Source organism: Streptomyces sp. GQ60, from assembly GCF_059758875.1.
This window is the reverse complement of record NZ_JCAXEG010000009.1, coordinates 236,660-260,533: the sequence shown is the minus strand read 5'-3', so window position 1 is coordinate 260,533 and position 23,874 is coordinate 236,660. Positions and strand designations below refer to the sequence as shown.

The 23,874-nt window shown below is 72.9% G+C and carries 19 protein-coding genes; 6 read left to right on the top strand and 13 right to left on the bottom strand.

The window, feature by feature from the left end:
• A complete protein-coding gene (locus tag AC6CKD_RS23625; protein ID WP_498329654.1) occupies window positions 1–1,266 on the bottom strand; it encodes a sensor histidine kinase in 1,266 nt (421 codons plus the stop codon).
• 39 nt (window positions 1,267–1,305) lie between these two features.
• Window positions 1,306–1,983: a response regulator transcription factor gene (locus AC6CKD_RS23620; protein WP_498329653.1), complete on the bottom strand. Its 678-nt coding sequence runs from the start codon at window positions 1,981–1,983 to the stop codon at window positions 1,306–1,308.
• A gap of 493 nt (window positions 1,984–2,476) precedes the next feature.
• Here AC6CKD_RS23620 and AC6CKD_RS23615 point away from each other — a divergent pair, with 493 nt between their 5' ends.
• A complete protein-coding gene (locus AC6CKD_RS23615) occupies window positions 2,477–3,973 on the top strand; it encodes a peptide MFS transporter (RefSeq protein ID WP_498329651.1) in 1,497 nt (498 codons plus the stop codon).
• Between the two features lie 81 nt (window positions 3,974–4,054).
• Here AC6CKD_RS23615 and AC6CKD_RS23610 read toward each other — a convergent pair whose 3' ends face one another.
• From AC6CKD_RS23610 to hutU, 8 genes are all read right to left on the bottom strand, one after another.
• Window positions 4,055–5,377: a hypothetical protein gene (locus tag AC6CKD_RS23610; RefSeq protein ID WP_498329649.1), complete on the bottom strand. Its 1,323-nt coding sequence runs from the start codon at window positions 5,375–5,377 to the stop codon at window positions 4,055–4,057.
• Complete coding sequence (locus AC6CKD_RS23605) at window positions 5,374–6,549, bottom strand: neocarzinostatin apoprotein domain-containing protein (protein ID WP_498329732.1); 1,176 nt, start codon at window positions 6,547–6,549, stop codon at window positions 5,374–5,376. Before AC6CKD_RS23605 ends, AC6CKD_RS23610 begins: the two co-directional genes overlap by 4 nt.
• Window positions 6,550–6,623: 74 nt before the next feature.
• Window positions 6,624–7,685 carry a COG1470 family protein gene (locus AC6CKD_RS23600; protein WP_498329648.1) on the bottom strand — a complete coding sequence of 354 codons (1,062 nt, stop codon included), beginning with the start codon at window positions 7,683–7,685 and terminating at the stop codon, window positions 6,624–6,626.
• Window positions 7,686–7,702: 17 nt separating this feature from the next.
• The gene (locus tag AC6CKD_RS23595) at window positions 7,703–8,380 is read right to left on the bottom strand and encodes an LPXTG cell wall anchor domain-containing protein (protein WP_498329647.1); all 678 of its coding nucleotides are present in this window, start codon (window positions 8,378–8,380) and stop codon (window positions 7,703–7,705) included.
• A gap of 210 nt (window positions 8,381–8,590) precedes the next feature.
• Window positions 8,591–9,772, bottom strand: coding sequence for an imidazolonepropionase (gene hutI, locus AC6CKD_RS23590; protein ID WP_498329645.1), 1,182 nt, complete (start codon window positions 9,770–9,772; stop codon window positions 8,591–8,593).
• 50 nt (window positions 9,773–9,822) lie between these two features.
• Window positions 9,823–11,163 carry a formimidoylglutamate deiminase gene (locus AC6CKD_RS23585; protein WP_498329643.1) on the bottom strand — a complete coding sequence of 447 codons (1,341 nt, stop codon included), beginning with the start codon at window positions 11,161–11,163 and terminating at the stop codon, window positions 9,823–9,825.
• Entirely contained in the window at window positions 11,154–12,344 is a 1,191-nt protein-coding gene (locus AC6CKD_RS23580; protein ID WP_498329730.1) for an allantoate amidohydrolase, read from the bottom strand. Before AC6CKD_RS23580 ends, AC6CKD_RS23585 begins: the two co-directional genes overlap by 10 nt.
• A 32-nt stretch (window positions 12,345–12,376) precedes the next feature.
• Window positions 12,377–14,062 carry a urocanate hydratase gene (hutU, locus tag AC6CKD_RS23575; RefSeq protein WP_498329642.1) on the bottom strand — a complete coding sequence of 562 codons (1,686 nt, stop codon included), beginning with the start codon at window positions 14,060–14,062 and terminating at the stop codon, window positions 12,377–12,379.
• Window positions 14,063–14,166: 104 nt separating this feature from the next.
• Here hutU and AC6CKD_RS23570 point away from each other — a divergent pair, with 104 nt between their 5' ends.
• The gene (locus tag AC6CKD_RS23570) at window positions 14,167–15,531 is read left to right on the top strand and encodes a type III PLP-dependent enzyme domain-containing protein (RefSeq protein ID WP_498329640.1); all 1,365 of its coding nucleotides are present in this window, start codon (window positions 14,167–14,169) and stop codon (window positions 15,529–15,531) included.
• 522 nt (window positions 15,532–16,053) lie between these two features.
• On the opposite strand, the gene AC6CKD_RS23565 is transcribed toward AC6CKD_RS23570, so the two are convergent.
• The gene (locus AC6CKD_RS23565) at window positions 16,054–16,626 is read right to left on the bottom strand and encodes a TetR/AcrR family transcriptional regulator (protein ID WP_498329639.1); all 573 of its coding nucleotides are present in this window, start codon (window positions 16,624–16,626) and stop codon (window positions 16,054–16,056) included.
• Between the two features lie 166 nt (window positions 16,627–16,792).
• On the opposite strand from AC6CKD_RS23565, the gene AC6CKD_RS23560 reads away from it, so the two are divergent.
• Window positions 16,793–17,956, top strand: a complete 1,164-nt coding sequence (locus tag AC6CKD_RS23560; protein ID WP_498329638.1) for an FAD-dependent oxidoreductase — start codon at window positions 16,793–16,795, stop codon at window positions 17,954–17,956.
• Between the two features lie 44 nt (window positions 17,957–18,000).
• Here the strand turns inward: AC6CKD_RS23560 and AC6CKD_RS23555 are convergent, their stop codons facing one another.
• On the bottom strand, window positions 18,001–18,843 hold the full coding sequence (locus AC6CKD_RS23555; protein ID WP_498329636.1) for a MurR/RpiR family transcriptional regulator: 843 nt from the start codon (window positions 18,841–18,843) through the stop codon (window positions 18,001–18,003).
• Window positions 18,844–19,153: 310 nt separating this feature from the next.
• Between AC6CKD_RS23555 and AC6CKD_RS23550 the strand changes: the two genes are divergently transcribed.
• The gene (locus AC6CKD_RS23550; RefSeq protein WP_498329635.1) at window positions 19,154–20,350 is read left to right on the top strand and encodes an MFS transporter; all 1,197 of its coding nucleotides are present in this window, start codon (window positions 19,154–19,156) and stop codon (window positions 20,348–20,350) included.
• 9 nt (window positions 20,351–20,359) lie between these two features.
• Window positions 20,360–20,749 (top strand): hypothetical protein, encoded by a 390-nt coding sequence (locus AC6CKD_RS23545; protein ID WP_498329633.1) that lies wholly within the window; start codon window positions 20,360–20,362, stop codon window positions 20,747–20,749.
• A gap of 471 nt (window positions 20,750–21,220) precedes the next feature.
• On the opposite strand, the gene AC6CKD_RS23540 is transcribed toward AC6CKD_RS23545, so the two are convergent.
• Window positions 21,221–22,606, bottom strand: a complete 1,386-nt coding sequence (locus tag AC6CKD_RS23540; RefSeq protein ID WP_389686575.1) for a cystathionine beta-synthase — start codon at window positions 22,604–22,606, stop codon at window positions 21,221–21,223.
• Between the two features lie 168 nt (window positions 22,607–22,774).
• Here AC6CKD_RS23540 and AC6CKD_RS23535 point away from each other — a divergent pair, with 168 nt between their 5' ends.
• Entirely contained in the window at window positions 22,775–23,833 is a 1,059-nt protein-coding gene (locus tag AC6CKD_RS23535) for an SGNH/GDSL hydrolase family protein (RefSeq protein WP_498329631.1), read from the top strand.
• The last annotated feature ends 41 nt before the right edge of the window (window positions 23,834–23,874 follow it).

Below are 23,874 nucleotides of genomic sequence, written 5' to 3'. Positions count from 1 at the left end.
TCAGCGGACCGTCTGCTCCGGTTCGGAGCGGTCCGGTGCGGTGCGGCTGAGGAACAGCGCGAACACCGGCGGCCGGGTCTGGAGCAGCTCCAGGCGGCCGCCGTCGGCCTCCGCGAGGTCCCGGGCCACGGCGAGGCCGATGCCGGTGGAGTTCCGGCCGCTGATGGCCCGCTCGAAGATCCGGTTGCCCAGATCGGGCGGGACCCCCGGCCCCTCGTCCGTGACCTCCAGTACGGCCTGATTGCCGATCACGCGGGTGCGCAGGGCCACGGTGCCGCCGCCGTGCATGAGGGAGTTCTCCACCAGGGTCGCCAGGACCTGCGAGACCGCGCCCGGGGTGCCCACGGCGCGGATGCCGGTCTTCCCGGAGCGGACGACGGCCCGGCCGGCGCTGCGGTAGGCGGGGCGCCACTCCTCCAGCTGCTGTTTGACGACCTCGTCCAGGTCGAAGGGGACGGCGGAGCCCGTGCGCGGGTCCCTGGAGTTCGTCAGGAGCCGCTGGACCACGTCCGTGAGCCGCTCCACCTGGGTGAGGGCGATCGTCGCCTCCTCCCGCACGGTCTCCAGGTCGTCGGTGACGGTGATCTCCTCCAGCCGCATCGACAGGGCGGTGAGCGGGGTGCGCAGCTGGTGCGAGGCGTCCGCGGCCAGGCGCCGCTCGGCGGTGAGCATGCGGCCGATCCGCTCGGCGCTGGAGTCCAGTACGTCCGCGACCCGGTCCAGCTCGGGGACCCCGTACCGCTTGTGCCGGGGGCGCGGGTCGCCGGAACCGAGGCGCTCGGCGGTCTCGGCGAGGTCGGTCAGCGGGGAGGCCAGCCGGTTGGCCTGGCGTACGGCGAGCAGGACGGCCGCCACGACGGCGAGCAGGGCGACGGCGCCGACCACGGCCAGGGTCCGGCCGACCTCGCGGGTGACGGTGGAGCGGGGCTCCTCGACGACCACGACCTCGCCCTGCTCCCCGAGGGCGGTGCCCCGGATGACGCTTTCGGTGATGGGCTTCCCGATCTCGACCGCTTCCCGGCCGGGGATCGTGATCCGGGCGTACCGGCCGGAGTCGAGCTGTTCGGCGAGCGCACCGGCGTCGACCGGCTTCTTCTCCAGGGCGTCGCTCTCGACGATGCCCACCAGCCGCAGCGCCTCGGACTCGATGCGGTCCTGGGCGCTGCTGGTGATGGTGCGGGTCTCGACGATGACGAGGGAGACCCCGAAGACGGCGATGACGACGAGCACCACGGCGAGCGTGGAATTGATCAGGCGGCGGCGCATGGATCAGAGAATGCCCTAGTTATGCGGTCCCGGGTGGTTTCAGCTCTTCTCGAAGCGGAAGCCGACTCCGCGGACGGTGGCGATGTAGCGGGGGTTCGCCGCGTCGTCGCCGAGCTTCTTGCGCAGCCAGGAGATGTGCATGTCGAGGGTCTTGGTGGAGGACCACCAGGTGGTGTCCCAGACCTCGCGCATGAGCTGGTCGCGGGTGACGACCCGGCCGGCGTCGCGGACGAGGACCCGCAGCAGGTCGAACTCCTTCGCCGTGAGCTGGAGCTCCTCCTCCCCCATCCAGGCGCGGTGCGATTCGACGTCGATGCGCACCCCGTGGGTGGCGGGGGGCTGGGCGGCCTCGGTGGCGCCGCGCCTCAGCAGGGCCCGGACGCGGGCGAGCAGCTCGGCGAGGCGGAAGGGCTTGGTCACGTAGTCGTCGGCGCCGGCGTCCAGGCCCACGACCGTGTCGACCTCGTCGGCGCGGGCGGTGAGGACCAGGATCGGGAAGCCGTGGCCCTCGGCGCGCAGCCGGCGGGCGACCTCCAGACCGTCCATGCCCGGCAGGCCCAGGTCCAGGACGACGAGATCGATGCCGCCCTGCAGTCCCGCGTCCAGGGCGGTGGGGCCGTCCTCCCGGACCTCGACCTCGTACCCTTCCCGGCGCAGGGCGCGGGCCAGGGGTTCCGAGATGGATGCGTCGTCCTCGGCGAGCAGTACACGCGTCATGTGGGTGATGGTAGTCCGCGGTGGGGGAAAGAAGAGGCCTGCGGGCAGACCCCTCGCTATCTGGCCTTTTGAAGCACCAACGACCTTCGAATATGGTCTCTTGGTTCCACCGCAGCCTGTGATCCATCTCTCAAGTGCTTTCATATGCGCCACTGTCGTGTCGTATGGTGTCGAGACGCCTGATGCACTACCTGAGAGACTTTCGAGCCAAAACCAGCCGAAAGTCTCTATTTCTGTCCTGATCGGGCAGGCATTGTTGTCGCACCGCCCGTTCCGGGCCAGATGACAGTGAATGACCTATGGGCCGGGCCCTTCGCGCGATGGAGCGCGACAGGGCGTGGATCCCGGTTACGGATGTTCCTTCGTCTTCGCCCCCGCGGAGCGAGACCCCCCGGGCGTGGGGGCCGGAACACCCGCTGCCGGTACCGGCCACCCCTCACCGGGCGCCGTTGAGCTCACGAAGCCGCGCGTCCCGAGCAAGCAAGGATCGACCATGGCTTCCAGCCTGACGAAGGGCTCGGCGGACCCCTCCACCGAGAAGACCTTCCTCGGACACCCCAGCGGCCTCGCCTTCCTCTTCATGACGGAGATGTGGGAGCGCTACAGCTTCTACGGCATGCGCGCCCTCCTCGTGCTCTTCCTGGCCACCAACGTGGCCGACGGCGGACTCGGGATGAACGACGCGACCGCGGTCGCGATCTACTCCGTCTACAACGCGATGGTCTACCTGCTCGCCCTCCCGGGCGGCTGGCTCGGCGACCGCGTGTGGGGCGCCCGCAAGGCCGTGGCCGTCGCCGGCGTCGTGATCATGACGGGCCACTTCCTGCTGGCCGTGCCGTCGTCCGTCTCGTTCTTCATCGGCCTGGCGCTCATCGCCGCCGGTTCCGGTGTGCTCAAGGCCAACATCTCCACGATGGTCGGCCAGCTGTACACGGACAAGAACGACCCCCGCCGCGACGGTGGCTTCACGATCTTCTACATGGGCATCAACCTCGGTGCCTTCGTGGCCCCGCTGACCATCGGCTACGTCGGCCAGGAGATCAACTGGCACCTCGGCTTCGCCATGGCCGGCGTCGGCATGGCCCTGGGCCTCGCCTTCTACTTCTTCGGCTTCCGCCACCTGAACCCGGTCTCGAACCAGGTTCCGAGCCCGCTGAGCGCCGCCGAGAAGTCCTCCGTCCTCAAGAAGGGCCTGATCTGGCTCGGCGTCGCCGCCGCCGCCTACGCGATCATCGGCCTGGCCGGCATCTTCACGATCAACTACGCGCTGTGGCCGCTGACCATCGCCGGCCTGGTCCTCCCCGCCTGGGCGATCCTGCGCATCAAGCGCGACAAGGACCTCTCGGACGTCGAGCGCTCGCGCATGTCGGCGTACGTCTGGTTCTTCGCCGCCGCCGCGATCTTCTGGGCGATCTACGACCAGACCGGCTCCACGCTGGCCCTGTTCGCGAAGGACAGCACGGACAGCACGCTGTTCGGCTTCAACTTCCCGGAGAGCTGGTTCCAGTCCCTGAACCCGCTGTTCGTGATGGCGCTCGCGCCCCTCTTCGCGATGCTGTGGGTGGCGCTGGCCCGTCGCTCCAAGGAGCCCACCACCCTCGCGAAGTTCTCCTTCGCGCTGGTCATGATCGGCGTCTCCTTCGGCGTCATGATGATGGCCCAGGGCCTGGCCACCGGTGACACGAAGGTCAGCCCGATGTGGCTGGTCGGCGTCTACTTCATCCAGACCGTGGGCGAGCTCACCCTCTCCCCCGTCGGCCTGTCGCTGACCACCAAGCTGGCACCGCAGAAGTACGCCTCCCAGATGATGGGTGTCTTCTTCCTCGCGGTCACCGCCGGTGACTCGACCATCGCGCTGCTCCAGCTGCTCGGTGCCCCGACGGACACCCAGGGCTGGTTCGCCAGCCAGGGCGCGCTGGCGATCCTGGCCGGCATCGCGATCTACATGTACCGCAAGAAGGTCCAGCCCCTCATGGGCGGCGTGCACTGACGCACCCCCCGAGAGGGCGAACGGCCCGGCACACCGCGAGGTGTGCCGGGCCGTTCTGTTTCTGCGAGCGTGCCTCTGCCTCTACCGCTGGCCGCGCAGGCGGCGCCACGGGGTGAAGGTGAAGACGGCCGCACCGAGCAGCATGACCGTGCCGGCGACCAGGGCCAGGGCCTTGATCCCGCCGTCGTCCGAGGCTCCGGTCTCGGCGAGGCCGCCGGAGGTGCCGGAGGCGCTGCCCGAAGTGCCTGAGGTGCCGGAGCCGCCGGGCTGGGCGGCGGTGTCCAGCGTGAGCGATACCGCGCTGGCGGTCGCGGCGCAGGGCACCACGATCGGGGCGGCACCCGGGGCCATGACCACGTTGATCGTCAGCTTGTCCGGGGTCAGCGTGGTCTTGCCGGTCTTGCCGGGCTTGTAGCTGCCCTTCATGTCACTGAGACTGACCGGCGCACCGCCCTTGATCGCCTCGGGGTTGCCCGGGCCGCTGACCTTGACGATGCCGCTGTCGGCGCCGCCGAGCTTGATGTCCATCGAGGGCTGGAGCGCTCCCGCCGGGAGGTCCATGGGGCTGTTCATCACGCCCTTGGCGGTCGTGGCGGTCAGGTCGTAGCTGCCGCCGTTCTTCTTCGCGTTGATCGTCACCTTGCCCTTGAGCGGGCCTCCCTGGATGAAGCTCCCGCAGTCGAAGGTGACGTCGACGGTCTGGCCCGGGAAGTCGGTCTGGCCCCCGCCGGACGGGGAGGGCGCGGCGCTGGTGGGCGGCCGGCTCGTCGGCGGAGCCGACGTGGGCGGCGGGGTGGTGGGCGGTGCCGTCGTCGGCGGCGGGGTGGTGGGGGGCTTGGTGGTGGGCGTCGGGTTCGGGTCGCCCGAGCCGGTCACCTTGATCGTGGCCGCTACCGGGACGGTCGTCCCCTGCTTGGGGGTGCACACGGTGTCCGTGCTCATCACGTTGATCTTGTACGAGGCCGGGGTCAGGGTGACCGTGCCGGCCTTCGTCAGCTTGAACTTCGCCTTCATGGGAGTGACGACCATCGGCGAGTTCTTGGGGATCGCCGGGTTCTCCGCCTTGCCCTGCACCGGCAGCTCGCCGGTGGCGTCCCCGCCCAGCTTGAGCACTCCGGACGGAGTCACGGAGTTCGGCGCCAGATCCGTGTAGCCCGGGTTGTCCGAAGCCGCCTTGGCGGTCGTCCAGACGACCTCCACCTCATCGCCCACCTTGGCCTCGGCGGGCGTCACGGTGACCTCGGCCTTGGTCGTCCCCTCGATGTTGCTCCCGATGGGCGGATCACACACGGTCTGGAAAGAGATCTCGGCCGCGCCGGCCGGGGCCGCGGCCGCCATCACCACGCCCGCGCCGCCGAGAAGCAGCGCGACCGCTGCCGCGCTCGCCCTCCGTTGGGTCTTCACAAGTGTCCTTTCGTCGTCGGACTGTTCTCAGACGGTGCGGACGTCTGTGGTGCGGTTGCCTGTGGTGCGGTTGTCTCTGGTGCGGTCGTCTCTGGTGCGGTCGTCTCTGGTGCGGTCGTCTCTGGTGCGGTTGTCCCCGGCGCGCTGTCCGGGGTGAACCACGGCAGTACCGCCGTGGTGGTCTGTGGGGGTTCGCCCGACGGGGCGGGGCGGGCCAGCGGCCCCCGTACGGGGCCCCTCGCGGGTCCCCGTACCGCCGGGATGCGCGGCAGCCGGGCGGTCACCGACGCCGCCGGGTCGGCCTGCGGCCGGTGGCCGCGGTGGCGGCCGCTGCTCGCCGAGAGACCCGCGCGCGGGCGGACCTTGTCGACGACGGCCATGCCGATGCGGAAGATCCCGGCCGGGACCACCAGCAGGAGCAGGCCCCAGAACAGCAGCACCCCGTACGGGCGGGCCACGCCCCAGGGCTGGGTGGCCAGGACCGTCTCCCCGTACTTGAGGGACAGCGTGTAGTCCCCGTGGGCGCCGGCGGTCAGGGTGGCGTCGAGGGAGACCTCGGCCTTGCCGCCGGGCGGGATGGTGCCCTTCCAGCGGACCTCTTCCCAGGTCGGCGCGAAGACCCCTCGGGCGGTGCCGATCTGGAAGACCGGGTCCTTGACCGCGGCGGAGCCGAGATTGCCCACGGTGACCGTGAACTTCCGGCCCGGCGGGGCCCCGAACCAGGTCAGCACCCCGTCCTCGCCCTTGAGCTGCACTCCGGTGAGCAGGGCGAGCCGGGCCGTGCCGCCCTCGGCGGGCAGGTCGGCCACCGGGTGGTCGGTGATCTTCAGCGGGGCCGCGACGGTGGACTGGTCCCCGTTGACCGAGGTCACGTTGACCACGCAGGGGCAGGGCTTGGGCGGGGCGACCACCGGGAGCTGGGCGGAGAAGCGCCCGTCGTCGGCGACGGAGACGGCCACGCCGTCGGCGTTGGCGCAGCTGTTGGTGCCGCCGATCATGTTCTGCCCGCAGACCAGCAGCATCACCATGGTCTTGGCCCGCCAGCCCGTTCCGGTGACGGCTATCTCCGTGCCCTTGGCGGCCTCCTTCAGCGAGAGGGCCACCGCGGGTTTGGCCCCGTCGTCCGCGGCGGCCGGGGCCGCCGGGAACAGCGTCAGCGCGCACACCAACAGCCCCGCCAGCCCCGCGCATCCCGCCGCGACCAGGGCCCTGACCTTGCCGCCGTGTCTCCCACCGGCCTTGGCGCTCACCTGGGTGCTCCCGTCAACTCGTGTTCCGGCGCTGGGGCTTCTTCGGGTACGGCGCTCCCGTGCGGCGACGGTCCGGGCCCGTCGCCGCCGGACCGGATGCGCCGCTTGCGTTCGAGGAGCAGCGCGGCCGCCGCGACGGCGCCGAGGCCCAGCAGCCCGAGGCCGGTCGACCCCGCGATCCCCCACGGCACGAACCAGGCCGAGGCGCTCCCCGTGGCGCGGGCGCCGCCGGGGGCCGTGACGGCGAGGGTCAGGGCGACCCGGTCGAACACGGGCGCGCCGGGCCAGGGTTCGGTCAGCTCCACGCGCTGGCCGGGCAGCACCTCGACCGGCAGGGTGCGGGTGCTGCGGCCCGCGACCTTGCCGAGGGTTCCCTCGGCGGTGATGGAGAGTTCGGGGGTGAGCGCCACGTTGCCCCGGTTGACCAGGGTGTACGCGACGCGCGCGGCCGCGCCCTTGCCCCGTACGGCAACGTCCTCGACCGTGAGCGCCGCCAGCGCCGGGCCGCCGACGCGCAGGTGGACCCGTACGCCCACCTCGCGGCCGGACTCGGTGGCGACGACGGCGGCCGGGTGGTCGCCGGGCGGGGAGCCGGGCGGCACGGTGACGGTGAAGGGGACCACCGCGCGGGTGCGCGCCGGGACCTTGACCGTGGTGCCCGTGCCGAAGCTGATCCAGCGCCCCGCGCCGGTGACGTGGCCTTCCGGGCCGCCTCCGGCGGCGGGCTCGGCGGAGCGCACGGCGAAGGACCCGTCCGCCGTGTTGTAGACGTCGGCGCCGCGCAGGGTGATGGTGCGTTCCCGGTCGCTGGTGTTGGCCAGGGCGAGGCGGTCCTCCAGCACCGTGCCGGAGGTCCCCGCGAGGTAGAAGTACGGGCGCGCGGGGTACGGGCGGGCTCCGGCCTTCGCCGCCGCCGGCGCGCTCCCGGCGACGGGCTCGGCGGTCCAGCCGGGGTCGTCGGCGGCGGCCGGGGCCGCCACGGCGCAGGAGAGCACGGCGGCGGCTACGGCGGCGAGGAGGATCCCGCCGGCACTTCGGGGCGAGTGGAGCACGGGCATGACCGGGTGCGCTCCGTTCAGGACCGGGCCCGCTGGCCGCGCCGGGTCAGCCAGAGCACGCCGGCGGCGCCGGAGAGGATCACGGTGGCGCCGAGGGTTCCGAGGGCGATGGCGGAGTCCTCGGGTCCCGTCTGCGGGAGGCTGCCCCCGGTGGAGCCGGTCGATCCGGTGGCGCTGCCGCCGCCGGGGGCCGTCACGTCGAGTTCGAGTGACGGCTTGGGGCTGTTGCCCGGGGTGCAGGTGGTGGTCGTGCCCATCGCCTTGATCGTGAGCACGCCCGCGGTGAGCGTGACCTTGCCGGACTTCTTGGGCGTGTACGTGCCCGAGAGGTCGCTGATCTTGATGGGGGTGTTGGCCGGAACGGCCTCGGGGTTGGGCGGACCGGAGACCGGTACCGACACCTTCTCCGCACCGTCGACCATGATCACGGCGCTGGGCGTCATCGCCCCCTTGCCGAGCTCGATGGGGCTGGAGGAGACGCCCTTCTGGAAGGACATCGTCAGCTTGTACCCGCTGCCCTCCTTGACGCCTTTGATCTCGATCGGCGAGACCGCCGATTTGTCCCCGATGGGGGTCTTGCAGTCGTACTGGACGTCGACAACGGCCGCATGGGCTGCGGGGGCGGCCAGCAGTACCGCCGCCCCCGCCAGCGCGGAGGCCAGCGCGAGCGCGGTGGAGCGTTTCCGGTCGGACACCTTCGTCTTCCCCTCGAACCTTGGGCCACAAGTTACTGACGGCACATCAGATGGGTGGCTCAAGGTAGCCCCGGGGCCTTACGGAGGGAAGACAAAGGACGGCGCCGTATCAACAGCCCGTCCATAGGCCGCCCCTAGGCCGTCCAGGGGCCGTCCGGAGGCCGCGGTCCGCACCCGGGGGCGGCCTGCGGCGTCCGGACTCCGGCTGTTTCAGGCCGTCTTGCGGCCCTTCTGCCAGACGGCCGAGACCAGCGGAACACCCGGCCGGTAGGCGAGGTGGACGTGGCTGGGGGCGTCGAGCAGGGCCAGGTCCGCGCGGGCGCCGGGGGTGAGGGTGCCGATGTCGGTGCGGCGCAGGGCGCGGGCGCCTCCGGCGGTGGCGGACCACAGCGCCTCGTCCGGTGTCATGCCCATGTCGCGGACGGCGAGGGCGATGCAGAACGGCATCGAACTCGTATAGGAGGAGCCCGGGTTGCAGTCGGTCGACAGGGCCACGGTGACCCCCGCGTCCAGGAGCCGGCGGGCGTCGGGCCACTGCGCGCGGGTGGAGAACTCCGCACCGGGCAGCAGGGTGGCGACGGTGGTGCCGGCCGCCTGGGCGAGGGCGTCCACGTCGGCATCGGTGAGGTGGGTGCAGTGGTCGGCGGAGGCGGCTTCCAGCTCCACGGCGAGCTGCACGCCGGGACCGTGGGAGAGCTGGTTGGCGTGGACGCGCGGGATCAGCCCGGCGGCGGCGCCGGCGGTGAGGATCGCGCGGGCCTGGTCGCCGTCGAAGGCGCCCTTCTCGCAGAACACGTCCACCCAGCGGGCGTACGGGGCGCAGGCGGTCAGCATCTCGCCGGTGACGAGGTCCACGTAGCCGGCCGGGTCGTCGGCGTAGTCGGGGGAGACGATGTGCGCGCCGAGGTAGGTGACCTCCTCGGTGTGCGCGGCGGCGATGCGGAGGGCTCGTGCCTCGTCCTGGACCGTGAGGCCGTAGCCGGACTTGGTCTCGAAGGTGGTGGTGCCCTGGCGGCGGGCCTCGTGGAGGTGGCGCAGCAGGTTGGCTTCGAGCTCGGTGTCGGAGGCGGCGCGGGTGGCGGCGACGGTGGTGCGGATGCCTCCGGCGGAGTAGCTGCGGCCGGACATGCGGGCGTTGAACTCCGCGGTGCGGTCGCCCGCGAAGACGAGGTGGGAGTGGGAGTCGACGAAGCCGGGGATGAGCGCCCGGCCCTGCGCGTCGAACACCTCGTCGGCGGACGGGGCCTTGCCGGCGGGGCCGACCCAGGCGATGCGGTCGCCGTCGATGACCACGGCCGCGTCCTGGATCAGGCCGAGGGGGGTGCCGTCGCCCAGGGCGGGGTCGTTGGTGACGAGGCTGCCGATGTTGGTGATGGCTGTGGTGGTGGTCATGGTCCCTCGGGGTCGTCGAATTGTTTGTTCCCCCACCGCAGGCGGAGCGGTCAGCCGCGGAGGGCCGCGATGGTGGCGGCGAGGGCGGACGGGACGTCCTCGACCAGGGTGTGGGCTCCGTCGCGGACGACGTGGCGGCCGCCCACCACCGTGTGGCGCACATCGGCGGCGGAAGCCGCGAAGACGGCCGTCTCCGCGCCGAGGCGGGGCAGCGCCCCGGCCGTACGGACGGAGTCCAGCGCGATCGTGGTGAAGTCCGCGAGCGCGCCCGCCTCCAGGCGGCCCGCCTCCGACCATCCGAGGGCGGCGTGCCCGTCCTCGGTGGCGGCGGTGAGCAGGGCGTTGGCCGTCCAGTGGCCCCGGGTCCGGCTGCTCAGGCGCTCGTTGAGCTCCATCGCCCGCGCCTCTTCGAGCAGATCGACCACCGCATGGCTGTCGCTGCCCAGCGAGAGCGGACTGCCCGCGCGCTGGAGGCGTACGGCCGGGCCGATGCCGTCGGCGAGGTCGCGTTCGGTGGTGGGGCACATGCAGGTGCCGGTGGCGGTGGAGCCCAGGAGGGCGATGTCCGCGTCGGTGAGGTGCGTGTTGTGCACCCCGGTGGTGCGCGGGCCGAGCACCCCGTGGTCGGCGAGCAGCCGGGTCGGCGTGCGGCCGTGGGCCGCCAGGCAGGCGTCGTTCTCGGCGGTCTGCTCCGAGAGGTGGACGTGGAGCGGGGCTTCCCGCTCCTCCGCCCAGCGGGCGACTGCGCCCAGCTGCCCCGCCGGTACCGCGCGGACCGAGTGGATCGCGGCGCCGATCAGGGCGTGTTCGCGGGGTTTGAGGGCCGAGACCCGCTCGGCCCAGGCGTCCGCGGTGGAGTCGGAGAAGCGCAGCTGGTGGGGCTCGGGGGCCTTCCCGAAGCCTGAGGACAGGTACGCCGTGTCGAGCAGCGTGATGCGGATGCCGGCCTCGGCGGCGGCCGCGATGAGGGCCTCGCCCATCGCGTTGGGATCGGCGTACGGGGTCCCGCCCGGGGCGTGGTGGACGTAGTGGAACTCGCCCACCGCGGTGATGCCGGCCAGCGCCATCTCGGCGTAGACGGCGCGGGCCAGCGCGAAGTAGCTGTCGGGGGTGAGGTTCTGGGCGACCTTGTACATGAAGTCGCGCCAGGTCCAGAAGGTCCCGCTGCCGACCTGGACGGTGGAGCGCAGGGCCCGGTGGAAGGCGTGGCTGTGCGCGTTGGCGAGGCCGGGAAGCGTCAGGCCGCGCAGGACCTCCGCTCCCGGGGGCGGGGTCCCGGCCCCGGTCCGCAGGGCGGCGATCCGCCCGTCGTCGGCTACGTCCAGGGCTACGCCCGGCTCGACATGGGTGCCGAGCCAGGCGTGCTCCAGCCAGTACGTCTTCAGCGGCACGCGAGGCCTTCCAGTACGTCGGCGAGGGCGAGGACGCCTGCCACGCAGTCGTCCTCGGCGGCGAACTCCCGCGGGGAGTGCGAGACCCCGGTGGGGTTGCGTACGAACAGCATGGCGGTCGGGACGGCCGCCGAGAGGATTCCGGCGTCGTGTCCCGCGCCCGTGCCGAGCACGGGGACGGAGCCGCCGAGGATCCGGTTCATCTCCTCGCGCAGGGCGTGCTCGAACTCGACGACCGGGGTGAAGGACTCCCGGACCACGTCCAGGTCGATCCCCTCCTGGTCCGCGCGCTCGCGGGCGGCCTTCTCGATCGCGGTCACGACCGTGTCGAGGGTGGCCTGGTCGGCGGCGCGGGAGTCGAGCCAGCCGCGTACGAGGGAGGGGATGGCGTTGACCCCGTTGGGCTCGACGGCGATCTTCCCGAAGGTGGCCACGGCCCCGGCGAGGGCCGCCTCGGCGCGGGCCGCGAGCACGGTCTGCGCGTAGGTGAGCATCGGGTCGCGGCGGTCGGCCAGCCGGGTGGTGCCGGCGTGGTTGGCCTCGCCGCGGAAGTCGAAGCGCCAGCGGCCGTGCGGCCAGATCGCGGAGGCGATGCCGACCCGGTCCCCGGACAGGTCGAGGGCCCGGCCCTGTTCCACGTGCAGTTCGACGAAGGCGCCGATGCGGGCGAGGCGTTCGGGGTCGGCCCCGATGGCGGCCGGGTCGTATCCGGCCGCCTCCATGGCCCGCGGCAGGCTGACGCCGTCCGCGTCGCGGAGCTCGTACGCCTTCTCCTTGGTCAGCTGCCCGGCGCTGAGGCGGGAGCCGACGCAGGCGAGGCCGAAGCGGGCCCCTTCCTCGTCACCGAAGTTGGTGATGGCAAGTGGCCTGGCGAACTCCGCGCCCCTCCTGCGGAGTTCGTCCAGGGCCGCGAAGGAGGACACCACCCCGAGGGGGCCGTCGAAGGCCCCGCCGTCGGGGACGGAGTCCAGGTGCGAGCCGGTGACCACGGCGTTCCCCGCGAGGGGGTCGCCGAGCCAGGCCCACTGGTTGCCGTTGCGGTCGGTCTCGTACGCGAGCCCGCGCGCCTCGGCCTGCGCCCGGAACCAGCTCCGGCAGTCGGCGTCCGCGCCGGTCCAGGCGTAGCGCCGGTACCCGCCGGAGTCCGCGTGGCGGCCGATGGGCCGGAGCTCGGCCCACATGGAGTGGAACGAGGCTCCGGCGGCGTCCTCGCTCACGCGTCGTCGCCCTCGCGCATCGGGATGCGGACGTCGCGCTCGTCGGCGACCGTCTCGGCGATGTCGTAGCCGGCGTCGACGTGGCGGATGACGCCCATGCCCGGGTCGTTGGTCAGGACGCGGCGGATCTTCTCGCCCGCGAGCTTGGTGCCGTCGGCGACCGTGACCTGGCCCGCGTGGATGGAGCGGCCCATGCCGACGCCGCCGCCGTGGTGGATGGAGACCCAGGAGGCTCCGGAGGCCACGTTGACCATGGCGTTGAGCAGCGGCCAGTCGGCGATCGCGTCGGAGCCGTCGAGCATGGCCTCCGTCTCGCGGTACGGGGAGGCCACCGAGCCGCAGTCCAGGTGGTCGCGGCCGATGACGAGCGGGGCCGCCAGGGTGCCGTCGGCGACCATCTCGTTGAAGCGCTCGCCGGCCTTGTCGCGCTCGCCGTAGCCGAGCCAGCAGATGCGGGCGGGCAGGCCCTGGAAGTGGACGCGCTCACCGGCCATCTTGATCCAGCGGTGCAGGGACTCGTTCTCCGGGAAGAGCTCCAGCATCGCCTTGTCGGTCTTGTGGATGTCCGAGGCCTCGCCGGACAGCGCCGCCCAGCGGAAGGGGCCCTTGCCCTCGCAGAACAGCGGCCGGATGTACGCGGGAACGAAGCCGGGGAAGGCGAAGGCGCGGTCGTAGCCGGCCAGCTGGGCCTCGCCGCGGATGGAGTTGCCGTAGTCGAAGACCTCGGCGCCCGCGTCCATGAAGCCCACCATGGCCTCGACGTGCGTGGCCATGGACTCGCGGGCGCGGATGGTGAAGCCCGCCGGGTCCTTGGCCGCGTAGTCGGCCATGTCGTCGAAGTCGACGCCGACCGGCAGGTAGGCGAGCGGGTCGTGGGCGGAGGTCTGGTCCGTCACGATGTCGACCGGCGCACCTTCCGCGAGCATCTGCGGAAGCAGCTCGGCGGCGTTGCCGAGCAGGCCGATGGAGAGCGGCTTGCGTGCGTCGCGCGCCTCGACGGCGAGCTGCAGCGCGTGCCGCAGGTCGTTCGCCTTGACGTCCAGGTAGCGGTGCTCGATGCGGCGGTCGATGGCGCGCGGGTCCACGTCGATGCAGATCGCGACGCCGTCGTTCATCGTCACGGCCAGCGGCTGGGCGCCGCCCATGCCGCCGAGGCCGGCGGTGAGGGTGATGGTGCCGGCCAGGGTGCCGTTGACCCCTCCCTTGCCAATTGAATGCAGCTTGGCCGCGACGGCGGCGAAGGTCTCATACGTCCCCTGCAGGATGCCCTGGGTGCCGATGTAGATCCACGAACCGGCGGTCATCTGCCCGTACATGGTCAGGCCCAGCTGCTCCAGGCGGCGGAACTCCTCCCAGTTGGCCCAGTCGCCGACGAGGTTGGAGTTGGCGAGGAGCACGCGCGGCGCCCACTCGTGCGTCTGCATCACGCCGACCGGACGGCCGGACTGGACGAGCATCGTCTCGTCCTGCTTGAGGGTCTGGAGGGTGCGGACCATCGCGTCGTACGAGCGCCAGTCGCGGGCGGCCTTGCCGGTGCCGCCGTAGACGACGAGCTTGTCGGGGTGCTCGGCGACCTCGGGGTCGAGGTTGTTCTGGAGCATCCGCAGCGCGGCCTCCTGCTGCCATCCCAGGGTGCTCAGCTCGGTACCTCGCGCGGCACGTACGGGGCGGGGTCCTGACATGGCGGTGCCTCCTCCGGTGTTGGTCAATCTATTCACATCTTCACTGCCTGAATAGATTCAGTCAACAGCTGCGGGCGGACGCGCCGGATGATGGGATGGCGGACATGGCAGTCGACGCACGCGCGCACGCCGGCGAGAGCCCAGCCGAGGCCGTCGCCCGGAGACGGGACCTGGCCGTACGGGCCGCCGTGCACCAAGGCCTGATCCACGAGGACGCACCCCTCCTCTGCCTGCTCGACACGGCCGGCATCCGCGCCGCCGCCACCGCCCTGACCAGTGCCTTCCATCAGGCCCTCGCCCCCGGCACCCCCGTCCTGCACGCCTTCGCCGTCAAGGCGGCCCCGCTCGTCCCGGTCCTGCGGCTCCTCGCCGACGCCGGACTCGGCTGCGAGGTGGCCAGCCCCGGCGAGCTGGCCCTGGCCCGTGCGGCCGGGGTCGCGCCGGAGCGCATCGTCCTCGACTCCCCCGCGAAAACGGCCGCCGAACTGCGGGAGGCCCTAGCCCTGGGCGTCGCACTGAACGCCGACAACCGCCAGGAGCTGGAACGCCTCGACGCGCTCGTCGCGACGGCGACCACCACCTCCCCGATCGGCGTACGGATCAACCCGCAGACCGGCGCGGGCAGCATCGACGCACTCTCCACCGCCACGGCCACCTCGAAGTTCGGCATCGCGCTGCGCGATCCGGGCGCGCGCGAGTGGCTCGTACGGGCCTACCTGGACCGGCCGTGGCTCACCCGGCTGCACACCCACTCCGGCTCCCAGGGGGTGCCGGCGGCACTCATCGCCGAGGGATTGCGGGAGCTGTACGCGCTGGCCGAGGAGATCAACGCGGCGGCCGGGCGGCGGCAGGTCGACACCCTGGACATCGGCGGCGGGCTGCCGGTGAACTTCGCCTCGGACGCGAGCACCCCCACCTACGCGGAGTACGTGAGCACGCTGCGCGCGGCCGTCCCCGGGCTCTTCTCGGGGGCGTACGGGCTGGTCACGGAGTTCGGGCGGTCCCTGACGGCCAAGCACGGGCTGGTGCTGTCACGCGTCGAGTACACGAAGACCACCGGCGGCCGGGCGATCGCGCTCACGCACGCGGGGGTCCAGGTGGCCACCCGTACGGTGTACGCCCCGGCGGCCTGGCCGCTGCGGATCCTGCCGTACTCCGCGAAGGGTGCTCCGCTGACGGGGCCGGTCGTCGCGCAGGACATCGCGGGGCCGGCGTGCTTCGCGGGCGACCTGCTGGCGGCCGCGCGGGAGCTGCCGCGGCTGGCCCCGGGGGACCTGGTCTGCGTGCCCGACACGGGGGCGTACGCCTTCACCGCGCACTACGGCTACAACAGCCTGCCCCGGCCGGCGGTGCACGGCTTCACCGTGAGCCCCTCGGACGAGGTCCGCTTCGCCCTGGCCCGCGCGGCCCAGCCCCCGTCCGCGATCCCCGCGGAAGCGGGCGCAGCCACCCCGGACGCCCTCCTCTGACCCCCCACGGGCCGCGCCCCCAACCCCCCGCTGCGCGGGCCGAGTCCCCTACCCGCCCTTCCACCGTTCCCAGGGCCGGCCCTGACCCGGCCCTCAAACGCCGGACGGGCTGAAAGCAGGCCCCCGGGCTGCGCCCGGCCCCCTGGGGCTCCGCCCCAGACCCCGGTCCTCAAACGCCGGACGGCTGAAAGATCAAACCCCGGCGGCACGAAGGCCAGCCGCCCACGGTGCGAAGGCCAGAGCCCCCGGCGGCTGAAACGACCCCACCAGGCCGGGGCTGGAGGCGGCGGGCCGGGGACGGGGGCGGGGTGGGGTGTCGGCCGGGACGTAAAGCGCGATTTGTGGCGCAAAAGAAGCCCGAGCTGCCGAACGTAAGGCACAGGGCGCCTAAATCATGCAGTCCAGGCCGACACCCCACCCCGCCCCCGGCACCGGCCCCCACCCGCAGCCAGGCCCACCAGGCCAACCCCGGCCCCGCCGGCGTTCGAGGCGCAGGGGCCCGGCAACGGCGCCACGGCGCCGTCAGGGGGCAGACAGCAGGCTCGCCTCCAGGGCCGGGACCAGCGCCTCGATCACCGCCTCCGGCGCGAGCGCCGCCATCGGAGGCAGACGCAGCAGGTAGCGGGTCAGGGCGAGGCCCAGCAGGTGGGTGGAGACCAGACCGGCCACCCGCACCCCCCGCTCCCCCCCGAGCACCGCAGCCAGCCCCGGCGCGACCTGGGTCGCGAAAACCTCCCGCATGCGCGCCGCCGCCGCCTCATTGGTCACCGCGGAGCGCAACAGCACGAGCAGCGCATCGTCCGCCGGATCACCCTCCCACCGCTCCACGAAGTGCCGTACGAGCACCCGCGCCAACTCCCCCGCCGGAACCCCCGCCAGATCCGGGAGCCGCAGGTCCACCGCCAGCGCCGCGTCGAAGAGCCGCTCCTTGCTGCCGAAGTACCGCATCACCATCGACGGGTCGATCCCCGCGTCCGCCGCGACGCCGCGGATGGTCGTCCGCTCGTACCCCTGCGCGGCGAACCGCTCCCGCGCCGCCCGCAGGATCGCCGCCTTGGTCTGCCCGCCCCGGGTCTCCCCCACCACTCCAGCCACCCCGGCCACTCCAGTCACCCCGGCCCCTCCAGTCACCCCGGCCCCTACGTCTCGCGTCATGCCAACAAGCGTAGGCCAACAACCGTTGACAGACCCCCGCGCCCGCCGCATCCTTAGGTCAACAACCGTTGGCCAACAAGCGTTGGCATCCCGGAGGAGAACAACGATGCCGCTCCCCGCCACCACCCGCATCGCCATCGTCGGCGCAGGCCCCACCGGCCTCACCCTCGCCCTGACCCTCGCCGAGGCCGGCATCGACTTCGTGCTCCTGGACCGGCAGGCCGCCGGCGCCAACACCTCCCGCGCCGCCGTGGTCCACGCCCGGACCCTGGAGATCCTCGACGAGCTCGACCCGGCCACCTCCGCCGAGCTGGTCCGGCGCGGCACGGCCGTCACCCGGTTCCGGATCCGCGACGGCGCCCGCCCGCTCGCCGCCATCACCTTCGACGGCCTGCCCACGGCCCACCCGTACGCCCTGATGGTTCCGCAGGACCAGACCGAGGACGTGCTCCTCGGCCGGCTGCGCGCCCTCGGCCACGAGGTCCACCGCCCGTACGAGGTCACCGCCGTCACCCAGGACGCCGCCGGGGCCACCCTCACCACCGCCACCGGCGACACCCTGCGCGCCGCCTACGCCGTCGGCGCCGACGGGATGCACAGCACGGTCCGCGAAGCCGCCGGGATCGGCTTCACCGGCAGCGCCTACGAGGAGTCCTTCGTCCTCGCCGACGTGCGGATGGACTGGACCCCGGGGCCCGAGGAGGTCTCCCTGACCTTCGACGCGGCCGGTCTCACCGTCGTGGCCCCGCTCCCCGGAGGCCGCTACCGCGTGGTCGCCACCGTCGACGAAGCCCCCGCCGAGCCCGGCCTGCCCTTCGTCCAGGCCCTGCTGGACGCCCGCGCCCCCGGCCAGGCCACCGTCACCGACGTCGTCTGGTCCTCGCGGTTCCGGGTCCACCACCGGGTCGCCGACCGCTACCGCGCCGGCCGCCTGCTCCTCGCGGGCGACGCCGCGCACGTGCACAGCCCGGCCGGCGGCCAGGGCATGAACACCGGCATCCAGGACGGTCACGCCCTCGGCCGGGCCCTCGCCACAGCCGCGGCAGCCACCACCCCCACCGACGCCGACGCCGCCCTCGACGCCTACGGCGCCACCCGCCGACCCGTCGCCCTGCGCGTGGTGGCGTTCACCGACCGGATGACCCGGGCCGCCACCACCCGCAACCCCGCCCTGCGCGCCGTACGCAACACCCTGCTCCCGCTCCTCGCCCGCGTCCCGGCGCTGAACAGGCGCCTCGCCACCGAGCTGGCGGAGCTGAACTACCGCTGAGCCGGCTCCGCCCCAGGAGCAGCCGAGCCCGGTCCGCCCCAGGGCTATTCGACGAACAGCCCGCGCGCCGCGGCCCGCGCGTCGAAGGCCTCCAGCCGCGCCTGCGCGTCCGGCAGCGCGTCCGCCATCGCCTCCAGCAGCACCCGCCCCAGCAGCATCGGCGCACACGCCGTGTCGAAGGCCAGGCCGGTGCCCACGGGCGCCGGGATCAACAGGTCGGAGTGGCGGGCCACCGGCGCGAAGGCCGAGTCGGCGACCGTCACCACGGTCAGCCCGGCACCCCGCGCGTGCTCCAGGGCCTCCGCGACCTCCTTCGGATGCCGGGGCAGCGCGAAGCACAGCAGCGCCGAGGCCCCGGCGCCCACGGCCGCGTCGATCCGGTCGGCGAGCATCGAGCCGCCCTCGTCGAGGAGCCGTACGTCGGGGTGGACCTTCGCGGCGAAGTACGCGAACCCGCGCGCCTGCGAGGACGCCGCCCGCAGCCCCAGTACGGGCAGCGGGCTCGATCCGGCCAGCAGCCGCCCCGCCTCCCGCACCGGCGCCGGGTCGGCGAGCATCGCGGAGAGCTGCCGCAGGTTCTCGATCTCGCCCTGCACGGCCTGCTGGTACTCGTTGTACGCGTCCTCGTCCCCGCCTCCGGCCCGCTCGGCGGGGGCCACCTCCCGCAGGTGGCGGCGGAGCGCGGGGTAGCCGTCGAAGCCCAGCGCCACGGCGAACCGGGTCACCGACGGCTGACTCACCCCGGCCAGCTCGGCGAGCTCCACGCTCGACAGGAACGGCACCTCCGCCGCCCCGCGCACCATGCAGTGCGCGATGCGCCGCTGGGTCGGCGTCAGCCGGTGCCCCTCGAACAGCTTCTGCAGCCGGGCCGCAGGGCTCTCGCTCATCCCGTTCCCCTCCGCCCCGTCCACCGGGCGGCCGGTCGGCCACGGACGGGATATTCAGTCACGGAGCACTCTGCATGCGGTTATGCAGGACGGCAACCCGCGCCCGCGATCCGAGACCTCGGCGCCTGCGCCGCACCTCGGATCAATTCGTTTGACCGGCCGGCTGCCGGGCCTTGATCCTCAAGGGTCGGCGGCCGGAATCCGCCGGTCAACACCCCTTCTCGTCCAAGCGAATTGGCCCCCCATGGCGTCTTCGTCCGTCTCCGCCCCAGCCCTGCCCGGACCCCACCTCTGGACCAGGAACTTCAGCTTGTTCTTCACCGCCCGCATCGTCTCGATGCTGGGCGACACGATGATGCCGGTCGCCTTGGCCGTCGCCATGCTCTCCCTCGGCTACGGGGTGAGCGGCATCGGATACGCGCTGGGCGCGTGGATGGGTTCCTTCGCCCTCTCCATCGTCTTCGGCGGGGTGATCGCGGACCGCTTCCACCCCCTGCCGCAGATGATCGGCGCCGACGCGGTCCGGTGCGTGGCCCAGGGTTCCTTCGCCGTCTACCTCTGGCTCGGCCACCCCACCCTGTGGTTCGTGATCGGCGGATCCGTCCTCGGCGGCATCGCGACGGCGATGTTCCAGCCGGGCACCGCCAGCCTCGTCCCCCAGGTCTCCACCGACCCCACGCGGGCCAACGGGGTGCTGCGGGTGAGTCAGGGGATGGCCACGATGGGCGGGCCCGCGTTCGCCGGCGTCCTCGTCGCCACCACCTCGACGGCCTGGGTGTTCGTGGTCGATGCCGCCACCTTCGCGATCAGCGGGATCTGCCTGCTGGCGCTGCGGCTCCCCCGCTTCGAAGCCGACCGCACCCAGTCCACGCTCACGAACCTGCGGGAGGGCTGGGACGAGTTCCGCTCCAGGTCCTGGCTGTGGGCGGTGATCCTGATCTGGTGGGTGCTCGGAGTCTTCGTCTGGGGCCCGCTCACCCCGCTCGGTGCGGCCTCCATCATCGAGGAGCACGGCAAGGCCGCCTTCGGATACGCCGAGGGCGCCTTCGGAGCGGGCTGCGTCCTCGGCGGCCTGGTCGCGATCCGGCTGCGTCCGCTCAGGCCGCTCCTCGGCGGCGGCTTCGCGATGTTCCTGTTCCCGATGATGCCGCTCGCCGCGGCCCTGGTCCCGGCGCTGCCCCTGCTCATGCTCGGCTATGCGGTCAGCGGCGTGGGCTGGGCGTTCTGGGGCGTTCAGTGGTCCACCACGATGCAGACCCAGATACCGCAGGACCGGCTCAACCGGGTGACCGCGTACGAGGTCGGCGGCTCGATCCTCGCCATTCCCCTCGGCCAGGTCCTCTCGGGCCCCGCCAGCGGCCACTTCGGCGTCCGCCCCCTCCTCCTGGCCGGCGCCGCGGTCAGCCTCGGCTGCGCCCTCGCCCTCATCGCCGTCCGCCCCGTCCGCCGGCTCGTGCGCCGCGATGCGGGGGCTAGCCCCAGTGCCGTCGCGGTCGGGGCTTCCTAGGCTGGCGGGATGGAGTCCCAAGAGCTCAAGAAGGAACTCTCCGCCACGCTCGACGCCCGGCGGGAGCTGGGAGCGGAGTACGAGGCCGCGCTGGTGGACTCGTTCGTGGAGAAGGTCGACACGCAGGTCCGCCGGCGCCTCGCGGAGGAGCGGCTGTCCGCGGCCCGCGGCACGCCCCGGAGCGCGGCGCAGTCCCCGGAGGGCAGCTTCGGCGAGCGCTTCGGCTTCGCGATCGTCACCCTGGTGCTGGCGATCCCGCTCTCCGCGATCGGCGCGGCCCACGCCGATCTCAGCGGCCTGGTCGTCGCCTGGCTCGGCATCCTGGGCGTCAACTTCGTCCACGCGGCGAAGTTCCGCCGCGACCCCCGGGGCGAGCAGGGCCCCGATCCGCTGGACTGACGGGCGGGCGCGAGGGCCGGCGGGCCGCCCTCGACGCGGCGGCGGCAGGCGGCAGGCGGCAGGCGGCAGGCGGCAGCGGACATGAACATGCGCGGGGACCGCCGCACCCCGGTTTCCCGGGGGCGGGACGACGGCGGTCCCCGCGCAGGACACGGGCCGGGTCAGGGCCGTCCGCGCGTCCGTGGCGTCCGACGCGGTCCGGGAGCCGCTCCGGAGGTGCGCCGACGCCGTTCGTGTCGCCGGCCGGGTTCCCGGTTTCCCGGGCTTCCCTGCCGACAACCACCACTGTGCCGGAGCCGTGTTAAGCGGGTGCTGCCGTCACGTGTCGGGCCCGTACCGTTTGCGCGTCGCCCGCGCACGCACCCGTACGGCCCGCACGCCCCGTGCCGACCGCACGGGCCGTAGGGGCCGTAGGGGCCGTAGGGGCCGTAGGGGCCGTACGGGCCGTACGGGCCGTACGGGCCGCGGGGACTACTTGGCGCCCTTGGCCAGGAACGCCAGCAGGTCCTGACGGCTCACCACACCGGTCGGCTTGCCCTCGACCAGCACGATCGCCGCGTCGGCCTCGCCGAGCACCGCCATCAGCTCGGAGACCGGCTCGCCCGAGCCGACCTGCGGCAGCGGCGCGCTCATGTGCTTCTCGAGCGGGTCACCGAGCGAGGCGCGCTGCGCGAACAGCGCCGCCAGCAGCTCCTTCTCGACCACCGAGCCGATGACCTCGGCCGCCATCACGTCGGGGTGACCGGCGCCCGGCTTGACGATCGGCATCTGGGAGACGCCGTACTCGCGCAGCACCTCGATGGCCTCGCCGACGGTCTCCTCGGGGTGCATGTGCACCAGGGAGGGGATGCCGCCCGCCTTGTCCGCGAGCACGTCCCGGATGCGGGCCGACGGGCCGGCGTCCTCCAGGAAGCCGTGTCCGGCCATCCACTCGTCGTTGAAGATCTTGCTGATGTAGCCGCGCCCGCTGTCCGGAAGCAGGACGACGACCACGTCGTCCGGACCGAGGCCCTCGGCCGCCCGCAGCGCGGCGACGACCGCCATGCCGCAGGAGCCGCCGACGAGCAGGCCCTCCTCCTTCGCGAGGCGGCGGGTCATCTGGAAGGAGTCCTTGTCGGACACCGCGATGATCTCGTCGGTCACGTTCGGGTCGTAGGCGGTGGGCCAGAAGTCCTCGCCGACGCCCTCGACGAGATACGGGCGGCCCGAGCCGCCGGAGTAGACCGAACCCTCGGGGTCCGCTCCGATGATCTTCACGCGGCCGTCGGAGGCCTCCTTGAGGTACCGGCCGGTGCCCGAGATCGTGCCGCCCGTGCCGACGCCGGCGACGAAGTGGGTGATCTTGCCGGCCGTCTGCTCCCAGAGCTCGGGACCGGTGGTCTCGTAGTGCGAGCGGGAGTTGTTCGGGTTGCTGTACTGGTCCGGCTTCCAGGCGCCCGGGGTCTCGCGCACGAGGCGGTCGGACACGTTGTAGTACGAGTCCGGGTGCTCGGGGTCGACGGCGGTCGGGCAGACCACGACCTCGGCGCCGTACGCGCGCATGACGTTGATCTTGTCCGCCGACACCTTGTCAGGGCAGACGAAGATGCACTTGTAACCCTTCTGCTGGGCCACGATGGCGAGTCCTACACCCGTGTTGCCGCTCGTGGGCTCCACGATGGTGCCGCCGGGCTTGAGTGCTCCGCTCTGTTCGGCGGCCTCGATCATCCGTACGGCGATCCGGTCCTTCACGGAGCCGCCGGGATTGAAGTACTCGACCTTGGCCAGGACGGTGGCCTGGAGGCCTTCGGTCACACGGTTGAGCTTCACCAGCGGGGTGTTGCCGACGAGGCTGATCATCGAGTCGTGGAATTGCACCATGTTCTCCAAGGAGGGGACTCCACGGGTTCTCCGGGAGGCACCGCCAGACTATGCGGAAAGGGATTGGCCGACCGGCAGTACGGGGCAGGTAGGTCATCAGGACGGGCACGGACGGCAGGTACCGCGCAGAGATCCAGCCGCGGGACCAAGGAGGTGGCTTGAAGGGTGTCCAGGGCGAGGACGGCCCGCCGCATCGCGGCGGGAGCGGCGTACGGCGGTGGCGGGCTCGGGCTCGTCGGGGCCGCCGCGGTGGGTCTGGTGGTGGCGGAGATGCAGTTCGCGAAGCGGACGGTCGGCACCGGACTGCCGGATCCGCCGCGCGCGGACGGGCTGTACGGGAGTGAGTTCGGCGGCCCGGAGCTGAGTCCGGGCCCGCTGCGGTTCGGCGTGCTGGGCGATTCCACGGCCGCCGGGCTGGGGGTGCAGCGGGCCAGACAGACCCCGGGCGCCCTGCTGGCCTCGGGGCTGGCCTCGGTGGCCGAGCGGCCGGTGGAGCTGCGCAACGTGGCGCTCTCCGGTGCCATGTCGGACGACCTGGACCGCCAGACGGGGCTGCTGCTGGACGGGGACGGCCCGGCCCCCGACGTGTGCGTGATCATGATCGGTGCCAATGACGTGACCCGCCGGATGCCGCCCACCCAGTCGGTGCGGCTGCTGACCGCGGCCGTTCGCCGGCTGCGGCTCGCGGGCTCCGAGGTGGTGGTCGGCACCTGCCCGGACCTCGGCACCATCGAGCCGGTGTACCAGCCGCTGCGGTGGCTGGCCCGCCGGGTCTCGCGCCAGCTCGCCGCCGCCCAGACGATCGGGGTGCTCGCGCTGGGCGCCCGTACCGTCTCGATCGGCGACCTGATGGGGACGGAGTTCGCGGCGAACCCCCGCGAGATGTTCGGCCCGGACTCCTACCACCCGTCGGCGGAGGGGTACGCGACCGCCGCCATGGCCGTCCTGCCGACCCTGTGCGCGGCCGTGGGCGTCTGGCCCGAGTCGGACCGGCTGGACGTGTCGCGCAACGAGGACATGCTCCCCGTGGCCAAGGCCGCCTCGGCGGCGGCGGGCCAGGCCGGCACCGAGGTGACCGGGGCCCGCGGCCCGTGGGCCCTGCTCAAATACCGGCGCAGGCGCCGGGTGCCGGGCGAGGACCTGACGGAGCAGACCGGCGGAGCCCCGGCGGGCGGCGCGGCGGATGCGGCCAGAGCGACCGGAGTCACATCGCAAGGACAGTGACCTCGACGGTACGGGGCGGTAACTTCGCATGCGGTCCCGGT

What these genes read in the sequence shown, in the direction of transcription:
- AC6CKD_RS23625 (WP_498329654.1), bottom strand. Translation starts at nt 1,266, where the DNA reads ATGCGCCGCCGCCTGATCAATTCCACGCTCGCCGTGGTGCTCGTCGTC.
- AC6CKD_RS23620 (WP_498329653.1), bottom strand. Translation starts at nt 1,983, where the DNA reads ATGACGCGTGTACTGCTCGCCGAGGACGACGCATCCATCTCGGAACCC.
- AC6CKD_RS23615 (WP_498329651.1), top strand. Translation starts at nt 2,477, where the DNA reads ATGGCTTCCAGCCTGACGAAGGGCTCGGCGGACCCCTCCACCGAGAAG.
- AC6CKD_RS23600 (WP_498329648.1), bottom strand. Translation starts at nt 7,685, where the DNA reads ATGCCCGTGCTCCACTCGCCCCGAAGTGCCGGCGGGATCCTCCTCGCC.
- hutI (WP_498329645.1), bottom strand. Translation starts at nt 9,772, where the DNA reads ATGACCACCACCACAGCCATCACCAACATCGGCAGCCTCGTCACCAAC.
- AC6CKD_RS23580 (WP_498329730.1), bottom strand. Translation starts at nt 12,344, where the DNA reads ATGTGGGCCGAGCTCCGGCCCATCGGCCGCCACGCGGACTCCGGCGGG.
- hutU (WP_498329642.1), bottom strand. Translation starts at nt 14,062, where the DNA reads ATGTCAGGACCCCGCCCCGTACGTGCCGCGCGAGGTACCGAGCTGAGC.
- AC6CKD_RS23570 (WP_498329640.1), top strand. Translation starts at nt 14,167, where the DNA reads ATGGCAGTCGACGCACGCGCGCACGCCGGCGAGAGCCCAGCCGAGGCC.
- AC6CKD_RS23560 (WP_498329638.1), top strand. Translation starts at nt 16,793, where the DNA reads ATGCCGCTCCCCGCCACCACCCGCATCGCCATCGTCGGCGCAGGCCCC.
- AC6CKD_RS23555 (WP_498329636.1), bottom strand. Translation starts at nt 18,843, where the DNA reads ATGAGCGAGAGCCCTGCGGCCCGGCTGCAGAAGCTGTTCGAGGGGCAC.
- AC6CKD_RS23545 (WP_498329633.1), top strand. Translation starts at nt 20,360, where the DNA reads ATGGAGTCCCAAGAGCTCAAGAAGGAACTCTCCGCCACGCTCGACGCC.